This window comes from Holophagaceae bacterium (assembly GCA_016720465.1).
Taxonomy (GTDB): Bacteria; Acidobacteriota; Holophagae; order Holophagales; family Holophagaceae; genus JANXPB01.
Genome location: JADKKO010000004.1, coordinates 804,218 through 820,379, shown reverse-complemented (window position 1 = coordinate 820,379; position 16,162 = coordinate 804,218). Strand labels below are relative to the sequence as shown.

Sequence of the window (16,162 nt, the reverse complement as noted above, 5' to 3'; positions counted from 1 at the left end):
AGCCGCGATGCAGCGCAAGGAATGGGCCGCAGCGGCGTATAGATCATACGCTCAAGGCCCGTGACGCCGCGATGCGCGCGGCTGGCCCCGTCCCTTCGGGCTGGGGCGGCGGGCTTCGCGGGGCTGCGTTACCCTCCCGTGGCGTATAGGCGATACGCCGTGGTCGGCTGCCTTGCCCTGCTCGCCCGGCGCTCCCAGCGCGGCATCGTCTCATTCTGAAACACGCTCTGAGCATGACGGCAGGAATCGCTATGCTGGAAGTTTCCAGCGAAGGAAACCCGATGCTCCGCCATCTCCTGCCCACCCGACGCGATTTCCCCGCCGACGATCCCATTTTCGCCCTGAATTCAGAGGCCCAGAGCCGGGCCGCGAAGGGCGAATCCATCATCAACGCGACCGTGGGCGCGCTCCTGGACGACAACGGCCAGATGGTGGTCCTCGACACCGTGATGGAGCTGTGGCGCGAACTGACCCCCAGGGAGATCGCACCCTACGCGCCCATTTCGGGAGACCCGGCCTATCTGACGGCCATGGCGCAGCGCTACTGGCCCGAACTCGCGCATTTCGGAACCGGCTGCGCCACGCCCGGCGGCAGCGGGGCCCTCGCCCTCTCCGTCCGCAATTTTCTGGAGCCGGGCCAGGCGGTCCTGACCCTCGCGCCCTATTGGGGTCCCTATGACACCATCGCCCAGGAAAACGGAGCGCGCGTGGAGGCCTTTCCGATTCCGGAACCCGGCCACGCCCTCGATCCCCTCGCCTTGATGGAGAAGGCCAGGCGGCTGCTGGAGAAGCAGAGGCGCCTGCTCATCTGGCTCAATGACCCCTGCCACAACCCGACGGGCCGGAGCATGAGTCCCGCTGGCCGCGCGGCGATCATGGAAGTACTCCGCGAGCTGTGCCAACGGGGGCCCATCACCCTGCTGCTTGATCTGGCCTACCTGGAATACGCCGCGAATCCCGGAGCGGTGCTGGAAGCCCTGGAGGATTACGCGCGCTTCGCCGCGGAGGGGCAGGTGCTTGTCGGTGCCTCCCTCTCGGTTTCCAAGGCTCTGACGCTGTACGGGGCCCGGGCGGGAGCCCTGGTATTCCCCTGGACCCGGGACGAATCGCTCCAGGCGGCGCTGGCCATGTCCTGCCGGGGGATCTACTCCAACGCGCCCAGGGCGCCGCAATCCCTGGTGGTGCGATTGGCCAAGGACGGGAAAGCCCAGGCCCGGCTGGCGGACGAACACCGGCACTGGTCGGAAAAACTCCATGCCCGAGCCCAGGCGCTCAGCGACGCGCTGAGGGGGGAAAAGCTGCCGGGCGTGGCCTGGCAGGGCGGATTCTTCGTCACGCTGGGCGCGGAGGACCCCGCCGCCGTGGCCGGCAGGCTCAAGGACCGCGGTGTTTTTGTGGTCCCGATACCCAAGGGTCTGCGCGTCGGGCTCTGCGGACTGAGGGTCCAGGATACGTCCCAATTCGCCACGGCCTACAAGGAATCCCTGTAGACAATACGGGCATATCCGCTATTCTAGAGGGCCTCAGGGCGTATAACTCAGCGGTAGAGTGCTACCTTCACACGGTAGAAGTCCCAGGTTCGAATCCTGGTACGCCCACCACCCAAAGGCCCTGATCTTGTAATCGGGGCCTTTGCTTCTTGAATGGGGAATCCATGGCGTTCATCAATGCGAACCAGCTCCGCGCGGGCATGATCATCAATTTCGAGAACGAGCTTTGCCGCGTGATCTCGGTGGAACACCAGACGCCGGGCAACCTTCCGGCCCGCGTGCAAACCAAGATGAAGCGACTGAAGGACGGCATCAACCGCGAGAACCGCTTCGGATCTTCGGAAAAAGTGGACCGGGCCGCCCTGGAGCAGCACGTCATGGAGTTCCTCTACGAGGACGGCGGCCACCTGATCTTCATGAACAACGAGACCTATGAGCAGCTGGAAGTGAACAAGGACGTCCTGGGCGACGACCTGGACTTCCTCACGCCCAACATGCAGGTGGAGCTTGAATTCTACGAGAACCAGCCCATCTCCGCCGCGCTGCCCCCCAGCGTGGTGCTGGAGATCCTGGACACGGATCCCGTGATGAAGAATGCCAATGCCACGGGCTCCTACAAGCCCGCCAAGATGGAAAACGGCATCATCGTTGCAGTGCCGCCCTATATGGAAAACGGCGAGAGGATCCGCGTGAACACGGTGGACCGGACCTTCATGGAGCGGGTGAAGTAATCCCTCCTCCAAATTGTTCTGCTCCCATTCGCTCCAGGCCATTGCTAAGATGACTGGTTGATACGGGTGCTCATGCCAACCGCCGCTCTGAACCTTCATAGCATCTCTTTTCTCTCAGGCCTTCCGCCTTCAATCGCGAAGGAACTGGTGCTGCAGTCGGAACTGCGGAGCTACGAGGATGGCCAGCGGGTCTTCCAGCAGGGCGACCGGATTCCGGGCGTGTTCGTGGTGGCCACGGGCTGCCTGAAGGTCTTCCGCACCGATGGACGGGGCCACATGCAAGTCCTGGACTTCATGAAACCCGGCCAGTGCGTAGGGGAAGTGCAGGTTTTCGACAAAGGCCCCGTCGCCTCCAGCGCCGAAGCCCGAGGGGACAGCAGTTGCTGGCTCATCCCAGCGGAACCGTTGAACCGCATCGCCCACACCACGCCTGAGGTCGCCGAAGTCCTCATCCAGCATTTCGCTTCGAAGGTGCGCCACCTGGTGGATTTGGTGGACGCCCTGAGCCTGCACAGCGTCCCCGAGCGGGTAGCCCAGTTCATCCTCGAAACCCACGAAAAGCATCCCGAGCGCCGCTTCGTGGAATTCGAGGAGACCCAGGAAGACCTGGCCCAATGCATCGGCGCCAGCCGGGAGGCCTTCTCCCGGGCGCTCCGGCTGCTCTCGGACCTTGAATTGATCCACAGCACCTTCCCGGTCATCCGCATCACGGATACGGAAAAGCTGCAGCGCTACGCCAAAGGCTGACGGACGGGCCTGGGCATTCCCTTTCAGGAGCGCCGCCATCCGCGGTTGGCTCTTGAATGAAGACCCGATCCAGGTAAACTGGTACTTCCGTTCCGGTGTAGCTCAGTTGGTTAGAGCGCTAGACTGTTAATCTGGATGTCGGAGGTTCGAGTCCTCTCACCGGAGCCAAAAAACGCCCTGCGCCAGCGGGGCTTTTTTGCGGAGGGGAGAGGGCTCGAATCACAGAATTGCTGGCAGGTAGCCGCCGGCGGAGGCGCCTGCGCCGGAGCCGACAAGCGGCGTGCCAGCAATTCGTGCGGCGCGAAGCGGAGTCCTCTCACCGGAGCCAAAAAACGCCCTGCGCCAGCGGGGCTTTTTTGCGGAGGGGGGAGGGCTCGAATCACAGAATTGCTGGCAGGTAGCCGCCGGCGGAGGCGCCTGCGCCGGAGCCGACAAGCGGCGTGCCAGCAATTCGTGCGGCGCGGAGCGGAGTCCTCTCACCGGAGCCAAAAAACGCCCTGCGCCAGCAGGGCTTTTTTGTGGAGGGGGAGGACTCGAATCACAGAATTGCTGGCAGGTAGCCGCCGGCGGAGGCGCATGCGCCGGAGCCGTGAAGCGGCGTGCCAGCAATTCGTGCGGCGCGGAGCGGAGTCCTCTCACCGGAGCCAAAAAACGCCCTGCGCCAGCGGGGCTTTTTTTGCGGAGGGGAGAGGGCTCGAATCACAGAATTGCTGGCAGGTCGCCGCCGGCGGAGGCGCCTGCGCCGGAGCCGACAAGCGGCGTGCCAGCCATTCGTGCGGCGCGGAGCGGAGTCCTCTCACCGGAGCCAAAAATAACGCGATGAAAAGGCCGCCAATGCGCGGCCTTTTTCATTGCGGCGCCCTAGGACCTCTGGAGTTCCATCAGGATCTGCCGGGCGCAGGCCTTGAGCGTTTCAATCACGCCGACTCCTTGGCTGGCGACCCCCTCGATCATGGGCTCGTTCCGGAAGCGCAGGAGCCGTTCCATCTCATCCGCCTTTTCGGCGGTAGGCATGTCCCGCTTGTTGAGCTGCAGGACGTAGGGGATGGTCCGGATGTCGAAGCCGTTGTCCTTGAGGTTGGTCGCCAGATTGGCGATGGCCTCGATATTGGCCTCCATCCGGGGTCGCTGGCTGTCGGCCACGAAGATCACGCCGTCACAGCCCCTCAGGATGAGCTTCCGCGAGGCGTCGTAGAAGACTTGTCCAGGGACGGTGTAGAGGTGGAACCGGACCTTGAAACCCTTGACCGTGCCCATGTCCAGGGGCAGGAAATCGAAGAACAGCGTCCGGTCCGTCTCCGTCGCGAGGCTCACCAGCTTGCCCCGCTTTTCGGGGTTGGCCTGCTGGTGGATCCACTGGATGTTGGTGGTCTTCCCGCAGAGGCCCGGACCGTAGTACACGATCTTGCAATTGATCTCGCGCGAGGCGTAGTTGATGAAGGTCATGGCGTGGGTTCCTCGTCCATCATCAATCTTTAATCGCCGAAGAGTTTGTCGATGTCGTCATCCGTGATCTCGCTGAAGGGACTCTCGAACTTGGTGCCGGGACCGCTCTCCTCGTTGGCCCGCGTCTCGACCCGCTCGAAGATCTCCTGGAGTTCCCGCGAGGCCTTTTTCACCCTCAGCCGCACCAGGGCCAGGCTGGATCCCTGATCGAAGATCACGACCAGGATGCCGCGTTTGCCCACGATGGAAATGTGCAGGTTGTCCTTTTCGCCTTCGTGGAACAGCAGGCTGAATTCCTTCTCGCCGATCAGTTTGGCCAAGCCATCCGTGGCGGCCACGTTCCCGGCGGTGAGCGAAGCAAGGCTGGTGGCGTCGATGCTCTGCACTTCCCCGGCTGAAGCGATCTGCTGCCCATTCTTGTCCACCAGAAAGACCACCTTGGCGGAAGCGTCTTTCTGCAAGCGGCCAATGATGTCCTGGAGTTGCTTGAACTCCTCCTCGAACATGACAAGATCGAGCTTGGACACAGAACCTCCGACGGCCGAGACGTTCCTTCGAGGATAACAGGCTCTTCGAGCTAGTATCCCGCCGAGGCGGCAAGGCGCCATCGCCTCGGCCGGATCCTCATAAAAAAAGCGGGCCCGGAAGGGCCCGCTTTCTGCAGAAGAAGGGGATTAGGCCTTCTTGTCGTCCTTTTTCACTTCTTTCACTTCCTTGGCTTCGGTCTTCTTCTTGCCGTGCTTCTTGACCGGGGCGGCTTCGACCTTCTTGTCGGCGGGAGCGGCTTCGACCTTCTTGTCCGGAGCGGCTTCGGCCTTCTTGGCAGCTTTCTTGGAAGCCTTCTTCTCGGTCTTCACGGCCTTCTCGTCGGCCTTCTTCTCGTCGCTCAGCAGCATGGCGCTCTTCGGCGCCTCTTCCTTCACGACCTTCTTCTTGCCGTGCTTCTTGACCGGGGCGGCTTCGACCTTCTTGTCGGCGGGAGCGGCTTCGGCCTTCTTGTCCGCAGGAGCGGCTTCAACCTTCTTGTCGGCGGGAGCGGCTTCGACCTTCTTGGCGGCCTTCTTGGCGGCCTTCTTCTCGGTCTTCACGGCCTTCTCGTCGGCCTTCTTCTCGTCGCCCAGGACCATGGCGGTCTTGGCGGCAGGAGCGGCTTCGGCAGGCTTCTTGGACTTCTTGGTCCGGTGCTTCTTGGCGGGTTTTGCGGTCTCGGCGGCGGGAGCGGCAGGGGCAGCGGCGGTCTTGGTCGCAGGGGCAGCGGCCGGAGCGGCGGCGGCCTTGGCGGCGGGAGCGGCCTTGGGGGCTGCGGCGGCCTTCTTGGCATCCTGGGCGAAGACGGGGCTGATGAGCGCGGCGGCCACGAGCAGGGCGGCGAGTTTCTTCATTGTGTTCTCCGAATAGAGGTGGGTCCGGCACGGCCGGATATCTACCATCAATTAAGGAATTTCCAGGCCAATACTTAACATATTGAAAGATGTACCATTAATCGTTTTGAAGCTTTTTTCACAATGTTGATATTTGCAACATTGGTGCAATTCCCCACATCTCTATCCTTCATCGGAACCGTCGGCCAACCCTAGATCCCGGAGTTTTCGATAGAGGGTTGTCCGGTCCTTTCCCAGGATCTCGGCGATGCGGCTCTTGCGGGTCTCGTGCTTGAGCAGGACCTGGATATACCGCCGCTCCAGTTCCTCAAGCGTGGGCAGATGGTCCCAGGCGTCGACCAGTTCGGCCAAGGGACCGGTGGCGGTGGGCGGGTTCGCCGTCGGATGTCCGGCCTGGGTGAGCTTGCTGGGCAGGTCGTCTGGCGTGATTTCGCGGCCGCGGCTCAACTGGGTGAGGTGCTCCACCACATTGGCCATCTCCCTGACGTTCCCAGGCCAGCCGTATGCCTCCAGCAGCTTCCGCGCATCGGCCCGCAGCGAATAGCCGACCTGGTCCTTGCGGCTGGCTTCCGCGAGGAAATGGTCCAACAGCAATCCGACATCGGAGACCACGCGGCCGTCCCGGTCCGTGGTCCGGCGGTCCCGGAGGGCCGGCACATGGATTTCCACGACGCTGAGGCGGTAGAAGAGGTCCTCGCGGAACCGGCCCTCCTTCACCATCTGGGTGAGATCCTTGTTGGTCGCCGCGATGACGCGCACATCCACCTTGGTGGTCTTGTTGCCGCCGACCTTCCGGACCTCCTGTTCCTGGAGGACCCGCAGCAGCCGCACCTGGAAACTGGGAGAGGTCTCGCCGATCTCATCCAGGAAAATGGTTCCGCCGTGGGCTTCCTCGAACAGCCCCTTCTTGTCGCCGGCCGCGCCGGTGAAGGCGCCGCGCACATGGCCGAACAATTCCGATTCGAGGAGGGTTTCCGACAGCGCGCCGCAGTTCACCGCCACGAAGGGCCGGTCCTTCCGGTCGCTGCTGAGATGCACCGTGCTGGCCACCAATTCCTTCCCGGTGCCGCTCTCGCCCACGATGAGCACCGTGGCGCGCGAGTTCTGCAGGCTGGCGATGGTCTTGTAGACCTCCATCATTTTCGCGGACGAGCCGATCATCACGCTCTGCGGGCCTTTCGGGGCATGGTTCAGCGGAGCCTTGGCGTCCTTCCGCACGAGCGCCCGTTTGACGAGGGCTTTCAATTCCTCGTTGTCCCAGGGCTTCGACAGGAAATCGAAGGCGCCCTCCTTCACCGCTTCGATGGCCTTTTCGATGGTGCCGAAACCCGAAAGCAGGATGACTTCGATGCCCAGCGGCTTGGCGGCCCGGAGCAGGTCGAGCCCATCCAGCCGCGCCTCCAGATTGATGTCTGAAAGCATGAGCGAGAAGCCGCCCCCGTTGAGTTTTTGCAACGCGTCCTCGGGCCTGGTGGCCTTCGCCACCTCCAGTCCCATGCCGCCCAGCAATTCTTCCAGCAGATCGCAGGTTTCACGGCTGTCATCCACCACCAGCACACGCGTCATGGGCACCTCATCCTAAAAAGGTAACGCACTGAACGCATCAATGGATGGCAGCCGGGGATCCGGCGATGTAACCTCTTGTGCATCCATACAAGGAGCCAACATGAAAGCCACCCTGAAATGCGCCGCGATCCTGGTCTTCTCCGCCGCGGCGGCGCTGGCCGGCGACTTGACCGTCACAATGACGGGCAAAGGCAAGTACAACGACGGCCCGCAGACGCATTACTGGTCCAGCAAATACATGCGCATCAACAATCCCGGATCCAAGCAGGACACCCTGGTGGATTACGTGAACGGAATCAACTACAGCATCGACCACGGCAAGAAGGTCATCCAGAAGACCAGCTGGGATGATCTGGAGGCCGCCGTCGAAGGCATGGCCAAACAGTTCAAGGACATGCCTCCGCAGATCCTGGCGATGATGCCAGGCGGGGGCGGCGGCGAGGTTTCCGTGGAGGACCAAGGCAAGGAAGTGGTCGCCGGCCGCACCTGCCGGAAATGGAACATCACCTTGGGCAAGATGGTCATCGAAACCAGCAACGATGCCACGCTCAAACCGCCTGTCCCGGCGGTCAGCTACACCCGCTTCCTCAGGGTCAAGAACCTGATGGGGGCGGTCGGGCCGGCGGCCATGAACATGAAGAAGCTCGGCGAGGAAATGGCCAAGATCCAGGGCCTGGCCCTGAAGACGCGCACGGTGATGCCCATGATCGGCGAGATGACCACCGAGGCCACGGAAGTGAAGGAGGGCGCCATCCCGGAGTCCGTCTTCGCGCTCCCCGCGGGCTACAAGACCGAAGACCTGGGCGCGAAATTGGTGAAGAACTTCAAGTAGTAGGCCAGCCGCGAAAAAACAACTCGACCGCCAGGGCCGCCTTATGATGAAACCATGAGCGCATCCGCCCCCTCTTTTGATGACGGCCTGGACCGGTTGGAAGCCTTGGTGCAGCAATTGGAGGCCGGCAGCCTCAGCCTCGAGGATGCCCTTTCGAAATTCGAAGAAGGCGTTGGCCTCTGCAAAACCCTTCAGGAGCAGTTGAACGAAGCCCAGCGCCGCGTGGAGGTGCTCAAGCGCGGCCTGGGCGGCGAATATCGCGCCGAGACCTTGGACGTCGAAGCAGGTCCTGAGGAACCGGCGTGAACGGTCCAACCCCGGAAGCCCTCGTCCGGAAGGACCTGGACCGCCTGCTCCCCCTGTTGAATGCCAGCCTCGCGTCCCGCTTCGAGGGTGGCGATTCGATGAAGGTCGGCGAAGCCATCCGCTACAGCCTGGAAGCGGGGGGCAAGCGGGTGCGGCCCATCCTCTGCCTCCTCTCGGCCGAATCCGTGGGCGCGCCGGCCGAGCGGGCCTTGGCTGGCGCGCTGGCCCTGGAATACCTCCATACCTATTCGCTCATCCACGACGATCTTCCTGCCATGGACGACGATGACCTCCGCCGGGGCAAGCCCACCTGCCATGTGGCCTTCGGCGAAGCCCACGCAATCCTGGCCGGGGATGGACTGCAGGCCGAGGCCTTCGCGGTCCTCGCATCCGACGCAGCCATCCCGCCGGAGGCCCGGGTGGAAGCCATCGCCCTGCTCGCGGAAGCCAGCGGCTGGCGGGGGATGGTGGGCGGCCAGGCCCTGGACCTCGAGGGAGAGGCCCTGGATTCCTATGGCCTGGACCACCTCAAGACCATCCACCGCCTGAAGACCGGCGCCCTGCTGCGGGCGTCCCTTGAAATAGGCGCGGTACTCGGGGAAGCGGAACCGTCTTTCCGGGAGGCCCTGCGGAGCGCTGGAGCCTCGCTGGGACTCGCATTCCAGATCCAGGACGACATCCTCGACGCCACTTCAGACGCCGCCACCTTGGGGAAACGGGCCGGAAAAGATGCAGGAAAGGGTAAGATCACGTACCCCGCCCTGTTAGGGCTGGATGGCGCTCGGCGGGCCCTCGCCGAGGCCACGGAGAATGCGTTATGCCACCTTCAGTCCCTCCCAAGACCCGAATCGCTGGAAGCGTGGGCGCGCTACTTGGCGGCCAGGACAGTGTGATGGGGCCAGCGACCGAAAGCCGCTATCCGCTGCTCGATTCCATCGTGGCCCCTCAGCAGATCAGGCATTTCACGGGCCCGCAGCTGGAACAGCTTTCCCAGGAGGTGCGCCAATTCCTCGTGGATTCCATCAGCGCCACCGGCGGGCATTTCAGTTCGAATCTCGGCACCGTCGAATTGACGGTGGCCCTGTTCCACCACTTCGATTTCCTCCACGACCGCGTGATCTGGGATGTGGGGCACCAGGCCTACACCCACAAGATCCTCACGGGGCGGAAGGGGCGTTTCCCCACCCTGCGCCAGCACGACGGCCTGGCGGGATTCCTCAAGCGCGACGAGAGCCCCTACGACCACTTCGGCGCCGGTCACGCCAGCACCTCCATTTCCGCGGTCCTCGGCATGGCCAAGGCCCGGGACCTGCAGGGGCAGAACCACGCCTGCATCGCCGTGATCGGCGATGGTTCCATGACCGCCGGCATGGCCTTCGAGGGCCTCAACCAGGCCGGGTATCTCCAGGCCAAGAACTTCCTGGTGATCCTCAACGACAACGACATGAGCATCAGTCCGAATGTGGGTTCCTTGCAGGGCTACCTCAACCAGATCATGTCCGGCCAGTACTACAACCTGTGGCGGGACCGCATCGAGCACGCCATCAAGGCCATTCCCCTGGAGAAGGTCAGCCAGGGTGTCGCCAAGGCCGCGAAATGGAGCGAAGAAAGCTTCAAGCGGATGATGGTGCCGGGACTCCTGTTCGAGGACCTGGGATTCCGCTACATGGGCCCGGTGAACGGGCACGATGTGATCGCCACCGAAAAAGCGATCGCCGAAGCCAAGGTGAAAATGGCCGATGGCCCCGTGCTGCTGCACGTCCAGACCAAGAAGGGTTTCGGCTACGATCCTGCTGTGAATGACCCCATGAAATGGCATGGCGTCACGGCCTTCGATGCAGAAGCCGGCGAGATGAAGAAGGCCGCCGTGGATCCCGCCAGGCCCACGCCCCCCAGCTACACCAGCGTATTCGGCAAGGCCATGGTGGAGCTTGCGAGGACCGACGACAAGATCGTAGGCATCACCGCCGCCATGGATACGGGCACCGGTCTGGATATATTCGCAAAAAGCTTTCCTGACCGCATGTTCGATGTCGGCATCGCCGAGCAGCATGCGGTGACCTTCGCCGCGGGGCTGGCGGCCCAAGGCATGCGCCCGGTGTGCGCCATCTATTCCACGTTCCTGCAGCGCGGCTTCGACCAGGTGGTGCACGACGTATGCATCCAGGATCTCCCGGTGACGTTCGCCCTGGACCGCGCAGGCATCGTCGGGGCGGACGGTCCCACCCACCACGGCCTTTACGACATGGCCTATCTGCGCTGCATCCCCAACATCCTCCTGATGGCTCCGAAAGACGAGAACGAACTCCGGCGGATGCTCATGACCGCCATCTACAGCGACCACCCCGCAGCCCTGCGCTATCCCCGAGGCAATGGCCTGGGCGTGGCCATGGATGCGACCATGACGGCCCTGCCCATCGGCAAGGGCGAACTGCTGCGCGAAGGCTCGGACCTGCTGCTGTTCGCGATCGGCGCCATGGTGGCCCCCGCCGAAAAGCTCGCGGCGAAGCTTGCGGAAGCCGGTGTCTCCTGTGCTTTGGTCAATGCCCGGTTCATAAAGCCCATAGATGCCGAGTTGTTGGCCACTTGGAGTGAAAAGACCCGCGGCGTGGTGACGCTGGAAGAAGGGTGCGCTCCCGGAGGCTTTTCCGCCGCCGTGCTGGAAACCCTTGCGGATGAGGGCATCGCGAAACCGGTGCTCCGATGCGCCGTCCCCGACCACATCGTGCTCCACGGCGATCCGAAGCGGCTGATGGATGAGGAGGGGCTGGGCCAGGATCCGCTGTTAAATCGCATCAAGAGGTTCGCGGAGCGCTTGGCCCGGTAAACGAAGCCGGGAAGTTTTTTCCGGCTTGTGCCAAGCATCCCTTGTTACTAAATTGTTTCTGATCCACCCTTGATAATTCACATACGGGGTACTGCCGTGCGGAATGTCCTGTCCATTCCTGTCTTGATCTGTGCCCTGGCCGGAAGCCTGCCCGCGGCTGCCGCCCCCCAGGATTCCGATCCCATCAAATCTGCCTCCGGCTGGGCCAAGGCGGACAAGGACGGGTCTTGCACCTTCTTCAACGAAGCCACCCGCTCGCTTGAAACCTGGATGAAGGACATCGGCATCACGGGCAGCCTGAACCTTTCGAAACTCGATGTTCCGCCGGAAAAATGGGTGTTGGATCCCTACGGCAATGCCTGGGTCGTGTCCGGTCCGCTGCTCTACCAGGTATATAAAAACGGGAAAACGGGAACTACCGTCCGCCTGCCCGGAGAAGTGGTGGACCTGGGCTGGAGCACGAAGGGATTCTTCCTGCTCTACCGCGGCGGGGAGACCTACCTGGAGAAACGCGATTACACGAAAGCCGGCCTGCTCTGGTCCTCGGGAAAGAAACCCAAAGGCAGCGAAAACGGAACCACCCCGGCACCGGCCTCAGCGGACAGGCTCATCGTCTCTGAGGATGGCAACGTGATGCTGACGAATGGCGCCAGCCTCTCCTTGTTGTCTTTCGATGGAAACAAGGGCACCCCCCTTGGCGAGACTGTATTCACCCAGAACAATGTCGCGGCGCCAACGCTGTCCCTGCGTGGCAAGGAGCGCGGCGCGCTTGGCTGGTGGATGGGCAAATCCGTGGTGATGGCCTCCGTGCCCGCCTCGCAGGTTCCGAATGAAAAGAAGGCCGGGCTCCTGCTCGCGCGCCTGGATCTATCGGCGGGCAGCGCCGAATTCCTCCCGACAGGGGTCACCGAGGACCACAAGCTCATCGGGGTGATCGAAACCGAAGCCGTGCTCATGAAACCGGGCGGCGGATTGGTTTTCGTGCCGATCAGGTAGGCTGTCCGGCGCGGAGGGCGAGGCGGGGGTCACCTGGCCTGCTGCATGATCCGCTCCCGGTCCAGGGCCGGGATGGTCCGCCAGGCGTGAGTGGGCGCCAGGGCCAGGCTGGGGCGGCTGAGCACGTAGCTCAGGAGCAGGTTGCGGGCGAGCTCAGGCGTGATGGATTCCGGCTGCCCTGTGAATCCGATGGCGGCCATGTAGCCGCCTCCGCCCCGCAGCCGGTACGTGCTGAGCGCCAGGGAAAAAGTCTGATCCTCCTGGACGGGCCGCCCCTGGAAGCTGAGATTCTTCACGCGTTTCCCCGCAGGCTGGGACAGGTCCAGGGCGTAGGCGCAGCCATCAATCTGGTCCACCTCATAGAAAGGCACCGCCTTGTTGAAGAGCTCTGGCTCGTGGCTGAAGTTATAGGCCCTCGCCGCGAATTCCAGGTACAGGCGGAGCTGCTTGCCGGAGATGCGGATGCGCGCCACCTGGTTTTCATAGGGCTGCAGGCTGTAGAACTGCCGGACGGAGGTGGGGCCGGCCGGAATGAAGATGCCGGCGCTGGTCCAACTCACCACCGAAAGCTGGGCTCCGGTGGCCTGGCGCTGGACGGTGTGGAGGAGCTGCGCCAGAGGCGTGTCCTCCAGGCGGCACCAGCGTCCGTCCAGATCCGTGAACAGGTTCGTGGCTGCGGTGTTCAAGTAGGTATCGGTGGCGGTCCGCAGGGAGGCTGTCAATTCCAGGACCTGCGCGTCCAGAGGCGTGTCGTCGGCTGGTTCCACAAGGCGGCCGCGGACGGCTGCCACCCGCCATCGCCCCTGGCTTTTTTGCAGGGTGAGATCCGCCACCGCCAGCGCGCGGCCATGGGCCGCCGCCTGGAGGATGGGGACCCCCTTGTGCTGGCTGCTGATGGGCGCATGGGTGTGGCCGGTGAGGATCAGGTCGATGCCAGGCACCTGGTCCGCCAGCCGGAGCGCGCTGTTCTCATCGCCGGCCTGCCCCGGCAGAGCGCCCAGCCCGGAATGCATCGTGACGATGATGACGTCCGCCTTTTCTTTTTCCCTCAGTCGCGGAACCAGGGCCTTGGCGCTTTCCACAATGTCCTGGAAGGCCAATCCCGCGTAGTTCCCGGGCTCCTCCATATGGGGAATCCCAGGCGTGGTGAAACCCACGATGACCACGGTGGCTCCGCCGATGTTCACCTTGGTCCAAGGCGTGAACGCGCCCTTGCCGCCTTTGGCCAGGACCGTGTTCGCGGAAAGCAACGGGAACCTGGCCTGCTTCTCGACCGCCCGAAGCGCATCCAGGCCCCAATTGAAATCGTGGTTGCCGATGGCCATCGCCGAAAAACCCAGCGCGTTCATCACCGCGATGGACGGTTCCGCCATATCCGGCCGCAGCCGGGTCCGGACGTAATTGACGGGTTCCCCCTCGATCGTGTCCCCGCTGTCGATGAGCACCGAATTGGGGTTCTCGGCCTTGGCCTGCCGGATGAGCGTGGCCAGCTTGGCCCAGCCCTTGTTCCTCGGCTGCAGGGAATAGGTGTCCTGGGGCAGCACATGCCCGTGCAGATCCGTGGTGCCAAGTACCTGAAGTTTCAACTCCTGTGCGAATAACGCCCCGGCCCCCAGCAACCCGGCGAAGCAGAGTGTGAAACAGGCATGCAGGAGGCGGGCGAGGCGGCGATGAGTCATGAAAAAACCTTAGCTAGAAAGGCGGGCGCTTCGGAGATAAACTACTTCTTCAACTTTTGTTGACCTCATCCACCTCCCCACCACATCAATGGAGCGTCCATGCAAGAAGTTCAAATCAAGGCCCCCAAGCACGAATTCACCCTCCTTTGCGATGACATCCGGCAGGAAATGGGCGGCAAGACCTCGCTCATGGGCCTCTACGACCACCACATCGTGGTTCCCGAAATCCCCTTCGTCCTTCCCAAGGTCTGCTTTTTCAGCAAATTCTCCCGCATGGACGGCCAGTTCAAGTTCAGCTTCTCGGTCGTGAGCCCGAACGGCGAGCGCAAGGACATCATCCGCGACAGCGACGTGCAGATCCCCGAAGGCGCCAAGGAAGGCACCTTCAATGTCATCGCCAGCCCCTTCGAAGTGGGCGCCGAGGGCGTCTTTGAAGTGATCATCGGCCTCACCAAGGGCGCGGATCGCTTTGAATACGTCTACAAGTTCGCCATCAGCAACGCCCAGCGCCTCCAGGCCGAGTACGAGGCCGCCATGGCCGAAGCCCAGAAAGCCGGCGCCGCCAACTAATCCGCACAGCTTGCGCACCAACGCACGATAGGGGGCGGGCTTCGGCCCGCCCCTTTCGCTATTGATCCCCGAGGCCCCCATGTCCCGCCGAGTCGTCACGCGTTTCGCTCCCTCCCCGACCGGGATGCTCCATATCGGAGGAGTCCGAACCGCGCTGTTCTGCTGGCTCTTCGCCCGCAAGCACGGAGGCACCTTCATCCTCCGCGTGGAGGACACGGACCTCACCCGCAGCACCGACGACAACATCCGCATCATCGAAGAAGGCATGGAATGGTGCGGCCTGCGCTGGGACGAGGGTCCGGTGGCAGGCGATCCCACGAAATGGGTCGGCCCCCACGGTCCCTACCGCCAGATGCAGCGCATGGAGAGCCACTACAAGCCCGCCATCCAGAAGCTGCTGGCCGAAGGCAAGGCCTACCGCTGCCGCTGCACCAAAGAGGAGCTGGACGAGCGCCGGGCCGCAGCCGAAAAGGCCGGAAAGATCTTCCAGTACGACCGCCGCTGCCGCGACGCTGGCCACGACGGCAGCCAGCCCGCTTCCATCCGCCTGAAGATGCCGCTGGGCGCCGAGCCCTGGCTCGAGCAGGGCGACATCGTCCTGCGGGATCTCATCAAGGGCGATCTGCGCTTTCCCGCCTCCAGCCTGGACGACTGGATCATCGCCCGCACCGACGGCACCCCAACCTACAACTTCTGCGTGGTGGTGGACGACACGGACATGGAAGTGAGCCACGTCATCCGCGGCGACGACCACGTGGCCAACACGCCCAAGCAGATCGCGCTCTACCACGCCATGGGCTATGAGGCCCCGGCCTTCGCCCACGTCCCCATGATCCTGGGCAAGGACGGCGCGAAGCTCAGCAAGCGCCACGGCGCCACCAGCATCACCGAGTACCAGCAGATGGGCTTCCTGCCCTCGGCCGTCCGGCTGGCCCTGGCGCGGCTCTCCTGGACGCCCAAGATCGACGGCCGCGCCATCGACACGGTGGAAGAGGAATTGCTCACAGACGACGAAATGATCCAGCTCTTCGATCTCGGCGACATCCAGAAGAGCCCCGCCCGCTTCGACATGGACAAGCTCAACTGGATGAACCAGAAGCTCATCCAGCGCGCCACCTGGCAGGAGATCGAGCCTCATTTCAGGCCCTTCCTTCCCGAAGCCTGGAACGCGAAGCCCGATGAATGGAAAGCCCTCGCCATCCAGTGCACCCAGAAGGGCAAGTCGCTGGTGGAGATGGCGGGCTTCCTGGAATTCGCCTGGGCGCCGCCCGCCGCCTTCGACGAGGCCGCCGCGGCGAAGTTCATCACTGAATCCGTGAAGCCGGCCTTGCGTGACCTTTGCGCCCTCGGCGACTACAGCAGCGAGGCGCTGCATGCGGGTTTCAACGCCATCCTCGAACAGCGTGGCCTCAAGCTCAAGGACCTGGCCCAGGCCCTGCGCGTGGCCCTTTGCGGGAAACCCGTCAGCCCGCCGATCTTCGACACGCTGATGCTGCTGGGACGAGATGAAGTCGTGGCAAGGGTTTCGAAGTGGATATAAAAAAATCTTTCACCGCCAAGACGCCAAGACGCCAAGAAAAGAAAAATATT

Annotated in this window: 15 protein-coding genes and 2 tRNA genes; 12 read left to right on the top strand and 5 right to left on the bottom strand. The window is 63.2% G+C overall.

Annotated features, from left to right (window positions below; translation table 11 throughout):
* Nucleotides 1-251: 251 nt before the first annotated feature.
* From IPQ13_10960 to IPQ13_10940, 5 genes are all read left to right on the top strand, one after another.
* Nucleotides 252-1,490 (top strand): aminotransferase class I/II-fold pyridoxal phosphate-dependent enzyme, encoded by a 1,239-nt coding sequence (locus tag IPQ13_10960; protein ID MBL0211411.1) that lies wholly within the window; start codon nt 252-254, stop codon nt 1,488-1,490.
* Between the two features lie 36 nt (nt 1,491-1,526).
* Nucleotides 1,527-1,601 (top strand) — tRNA-Val (locus IPQ13_10955).
* A gap of 53 nt (nt 1,602-1,654) precedes the next feature.
* Complete coding sequence (gene efp, locus IPQ13_10950; protein ID MBL0211410.1) at nt 1,655-2,221, top strand: elongation factor P; 567 nt, start codon at nt 1,655-1,657, stop codon at nt 2,219-2,221.
* A gap of 147 nt (nt 2,222-2,368) precedes the next feature.
* The gene (locus IPQ13_10945; protein ID MBL0211409.1) at nt 2,369-2,968 is read left to right on the top strand and encodes a Crp/Fnr family transcriptional regulator; all 600 of its coding nucleotides are present in this window, start codon (nt 2,369-2,371) and stop codon (nt 2,966-2,968) included.
* 91 nt (nt 2,969-3,059) lie between these two features.
* Nucleotides 3,060-3,136 (top strand) — tRNA-Asn (locus IPQ13_10940).
* A 693-nt stretch (nt 3,137-3,829) separates the two neighbouring features.
* Here the strand turns inward: IPQ13_10940 and IPQ13_10935 are convergent.
* From IPQ13_10935 to IPQ13_10920, 4 genes are all read right to left on the bottom strand, one after another.
* Nucleotides 3,830-4,414, bottom strand: coding sequence for a GTPase domain-containing protein (locus tag IPQ13_10935; GenBank protein MBL0211408.1), 585 nt, complete (start codon nt 4,412-4,414; stop codon nt 3,830-3,832).
* Between the two features lie 29 nt (nt 4,415-4,443).
* The gene (locus IPQ13_10930) at nt 4,444-4,941 is read right to left on the bottom strand and encodes a roadblock/LC7 domain-containing protein (protein MBL0211407.1); all 498 of its coding nucleotides are present in this window, start codon (nt 4,939-4,941) and stop codon (nt 4,444-4,446) included.
* A 147-nt stretch (nt 4,942-5,088) separates the two neighbouring features.
* Nucleotides 5,089-5,796, bottom strand: a complete 708-nt coding sequence (locus tag IPQ13_10925; GenBank protein MBL0211406.1) for a histone H1 — start codon at nt 5,794-5,796, stop codon at nt 5,089-5,091.
* 162 nt (nt 5,797-5,958) lie between these two features.
* A complete protein-coding gene (locus tag IPQ13_10920; GenBank protein MBL0211405.1) occupies nt 5,959-7,362 on the bottom strand; it encodes a sigma-54-dependent Fis family transcriptional regulator in 1,404 nt (467 codons plus the stop codon).
* 100 nt (nt 7,363-7,462) lie between these two features.
* On the opposite strand from IPQ13_10920, the gene IPQ13_10915 reads away from it, so the two are divergent.
* The 5 genes from IPQ13_10915 (at nt 7,463) to IPQ13_10895 (ending at nt 12,323) form a co-directional block, all read left to right on the top strand.
* A complete protein-coding gene (locus tag IPQ13_10915) occupies nt 7,463-8,194 on the top strand; it encodes a hypothetical protein (protein ID MBL0211404.1) in 732 nt (243 codons plus the stop codon).
* A 54-nt stretch (nt 8,195-8,248) separates the two neighbouring features.
* Nucleotides 8,249-8,500 carry an exodeoxyribonuclease VII small subunit gene (xseB, locus tag IPQ13_10910; protein ID MBL0211403.1) on the top strand — a complete coding sequence of 84 codons (252 nt, stop codon included), beginning with the start codon at nt 8,249-8,251 and terminating at the stop codon, nt 8,498-8,500.
* A gap of 98 nt (nt 8,501-8,598) precedes the next feature.
* The gene (locus IPQ13_10905) at nt 8,599-9,393 is read left to right on the top strand and encodes a polyprenyl synthetase family protein (protein ID MBL0211402.1); all 795 of its coding nucleotides are present in this window, start codon (nt 8,599-8,601) and stop codon (nt 9,391-9,393) included.
* Nucleotides 9,393-11,327: a 1-deoxy-D-xylulose-5-phosphate synthase gene (locus IPQ13_10900; GenBank protein ID MBL0211401.1), complete on the top strand. Its 1,935-nt coding sequence runs from the start codon at nt 9,393-9,395 to the stop codon at nt 11,325-11,327. Before IPQ13_10905 ends, IPQ13_10900 begins: the two co-directional genes overlap by 1 nt.
* Before the next feature lie 96 nt (nt 11,328-11,423).
* Nucleotides 11,424-12,323, top strand: coding sequence for a hypothetical protein (locus IPQ13_10895; GenBank protein MBL0211400.1), 900 nt, complete (start codon nt 11,424-11,426; stop codon nt 12,321-12,323).
* Nucleotides 12,324-12,352: 29 nt separating this feature from the next.
* On the opposite strand, the gene IPQ13_10890 is transcribed toward IPQ13_10895, so the two are convergent.
* Nucleotides 12,353-14,002, bottom strand: a complete 1,650-nt coding sequence (locus IPQ13_10890) for a bifunctional metallophosphatase/5'-nucleotidase (GenBank protein ID MBL0211399.1) — start codon at nt 14,000-14,002, stop codon at nt 12,353-12,355.
* A 99-nt stretch (nt 14,003-14,101) separates the two neighbouring features.
* On the opposite strand from IPQ13_10890, the gene IPQ13_10885 reads away from it, so the two are divergent.
* Together IPQ13_10885 and IPQ13_10880 are read left to right on the top strand one after the other, a co-directional pair.
* Nucleotides 14,102-14,572, top strand: a complete 471-nt coding sequence (locus IPQ13_10885) for a hypothetical protein (GenBank protein ID MBL0211398.1) — start codon at nt 14,102-14,104, stop codon at nt 14,570-14,572.
* 79 nt (nt 14,573-14,651) lie between these two features.
* The gene (locus tag IPQ13_10880) at nt 14,652-16,112 is read left to right on the top strand and encodes a glutamate--tRNA ligase (protein MBL0211397.1); all 1,461 of its coding nucleotides are present in this window, start codon (nt 14,652-14,654) and stop codon (nt 16,110-16,112) included.
* Nucleotides 16,113-16,162: the final 50 nt, after the last annotated feature.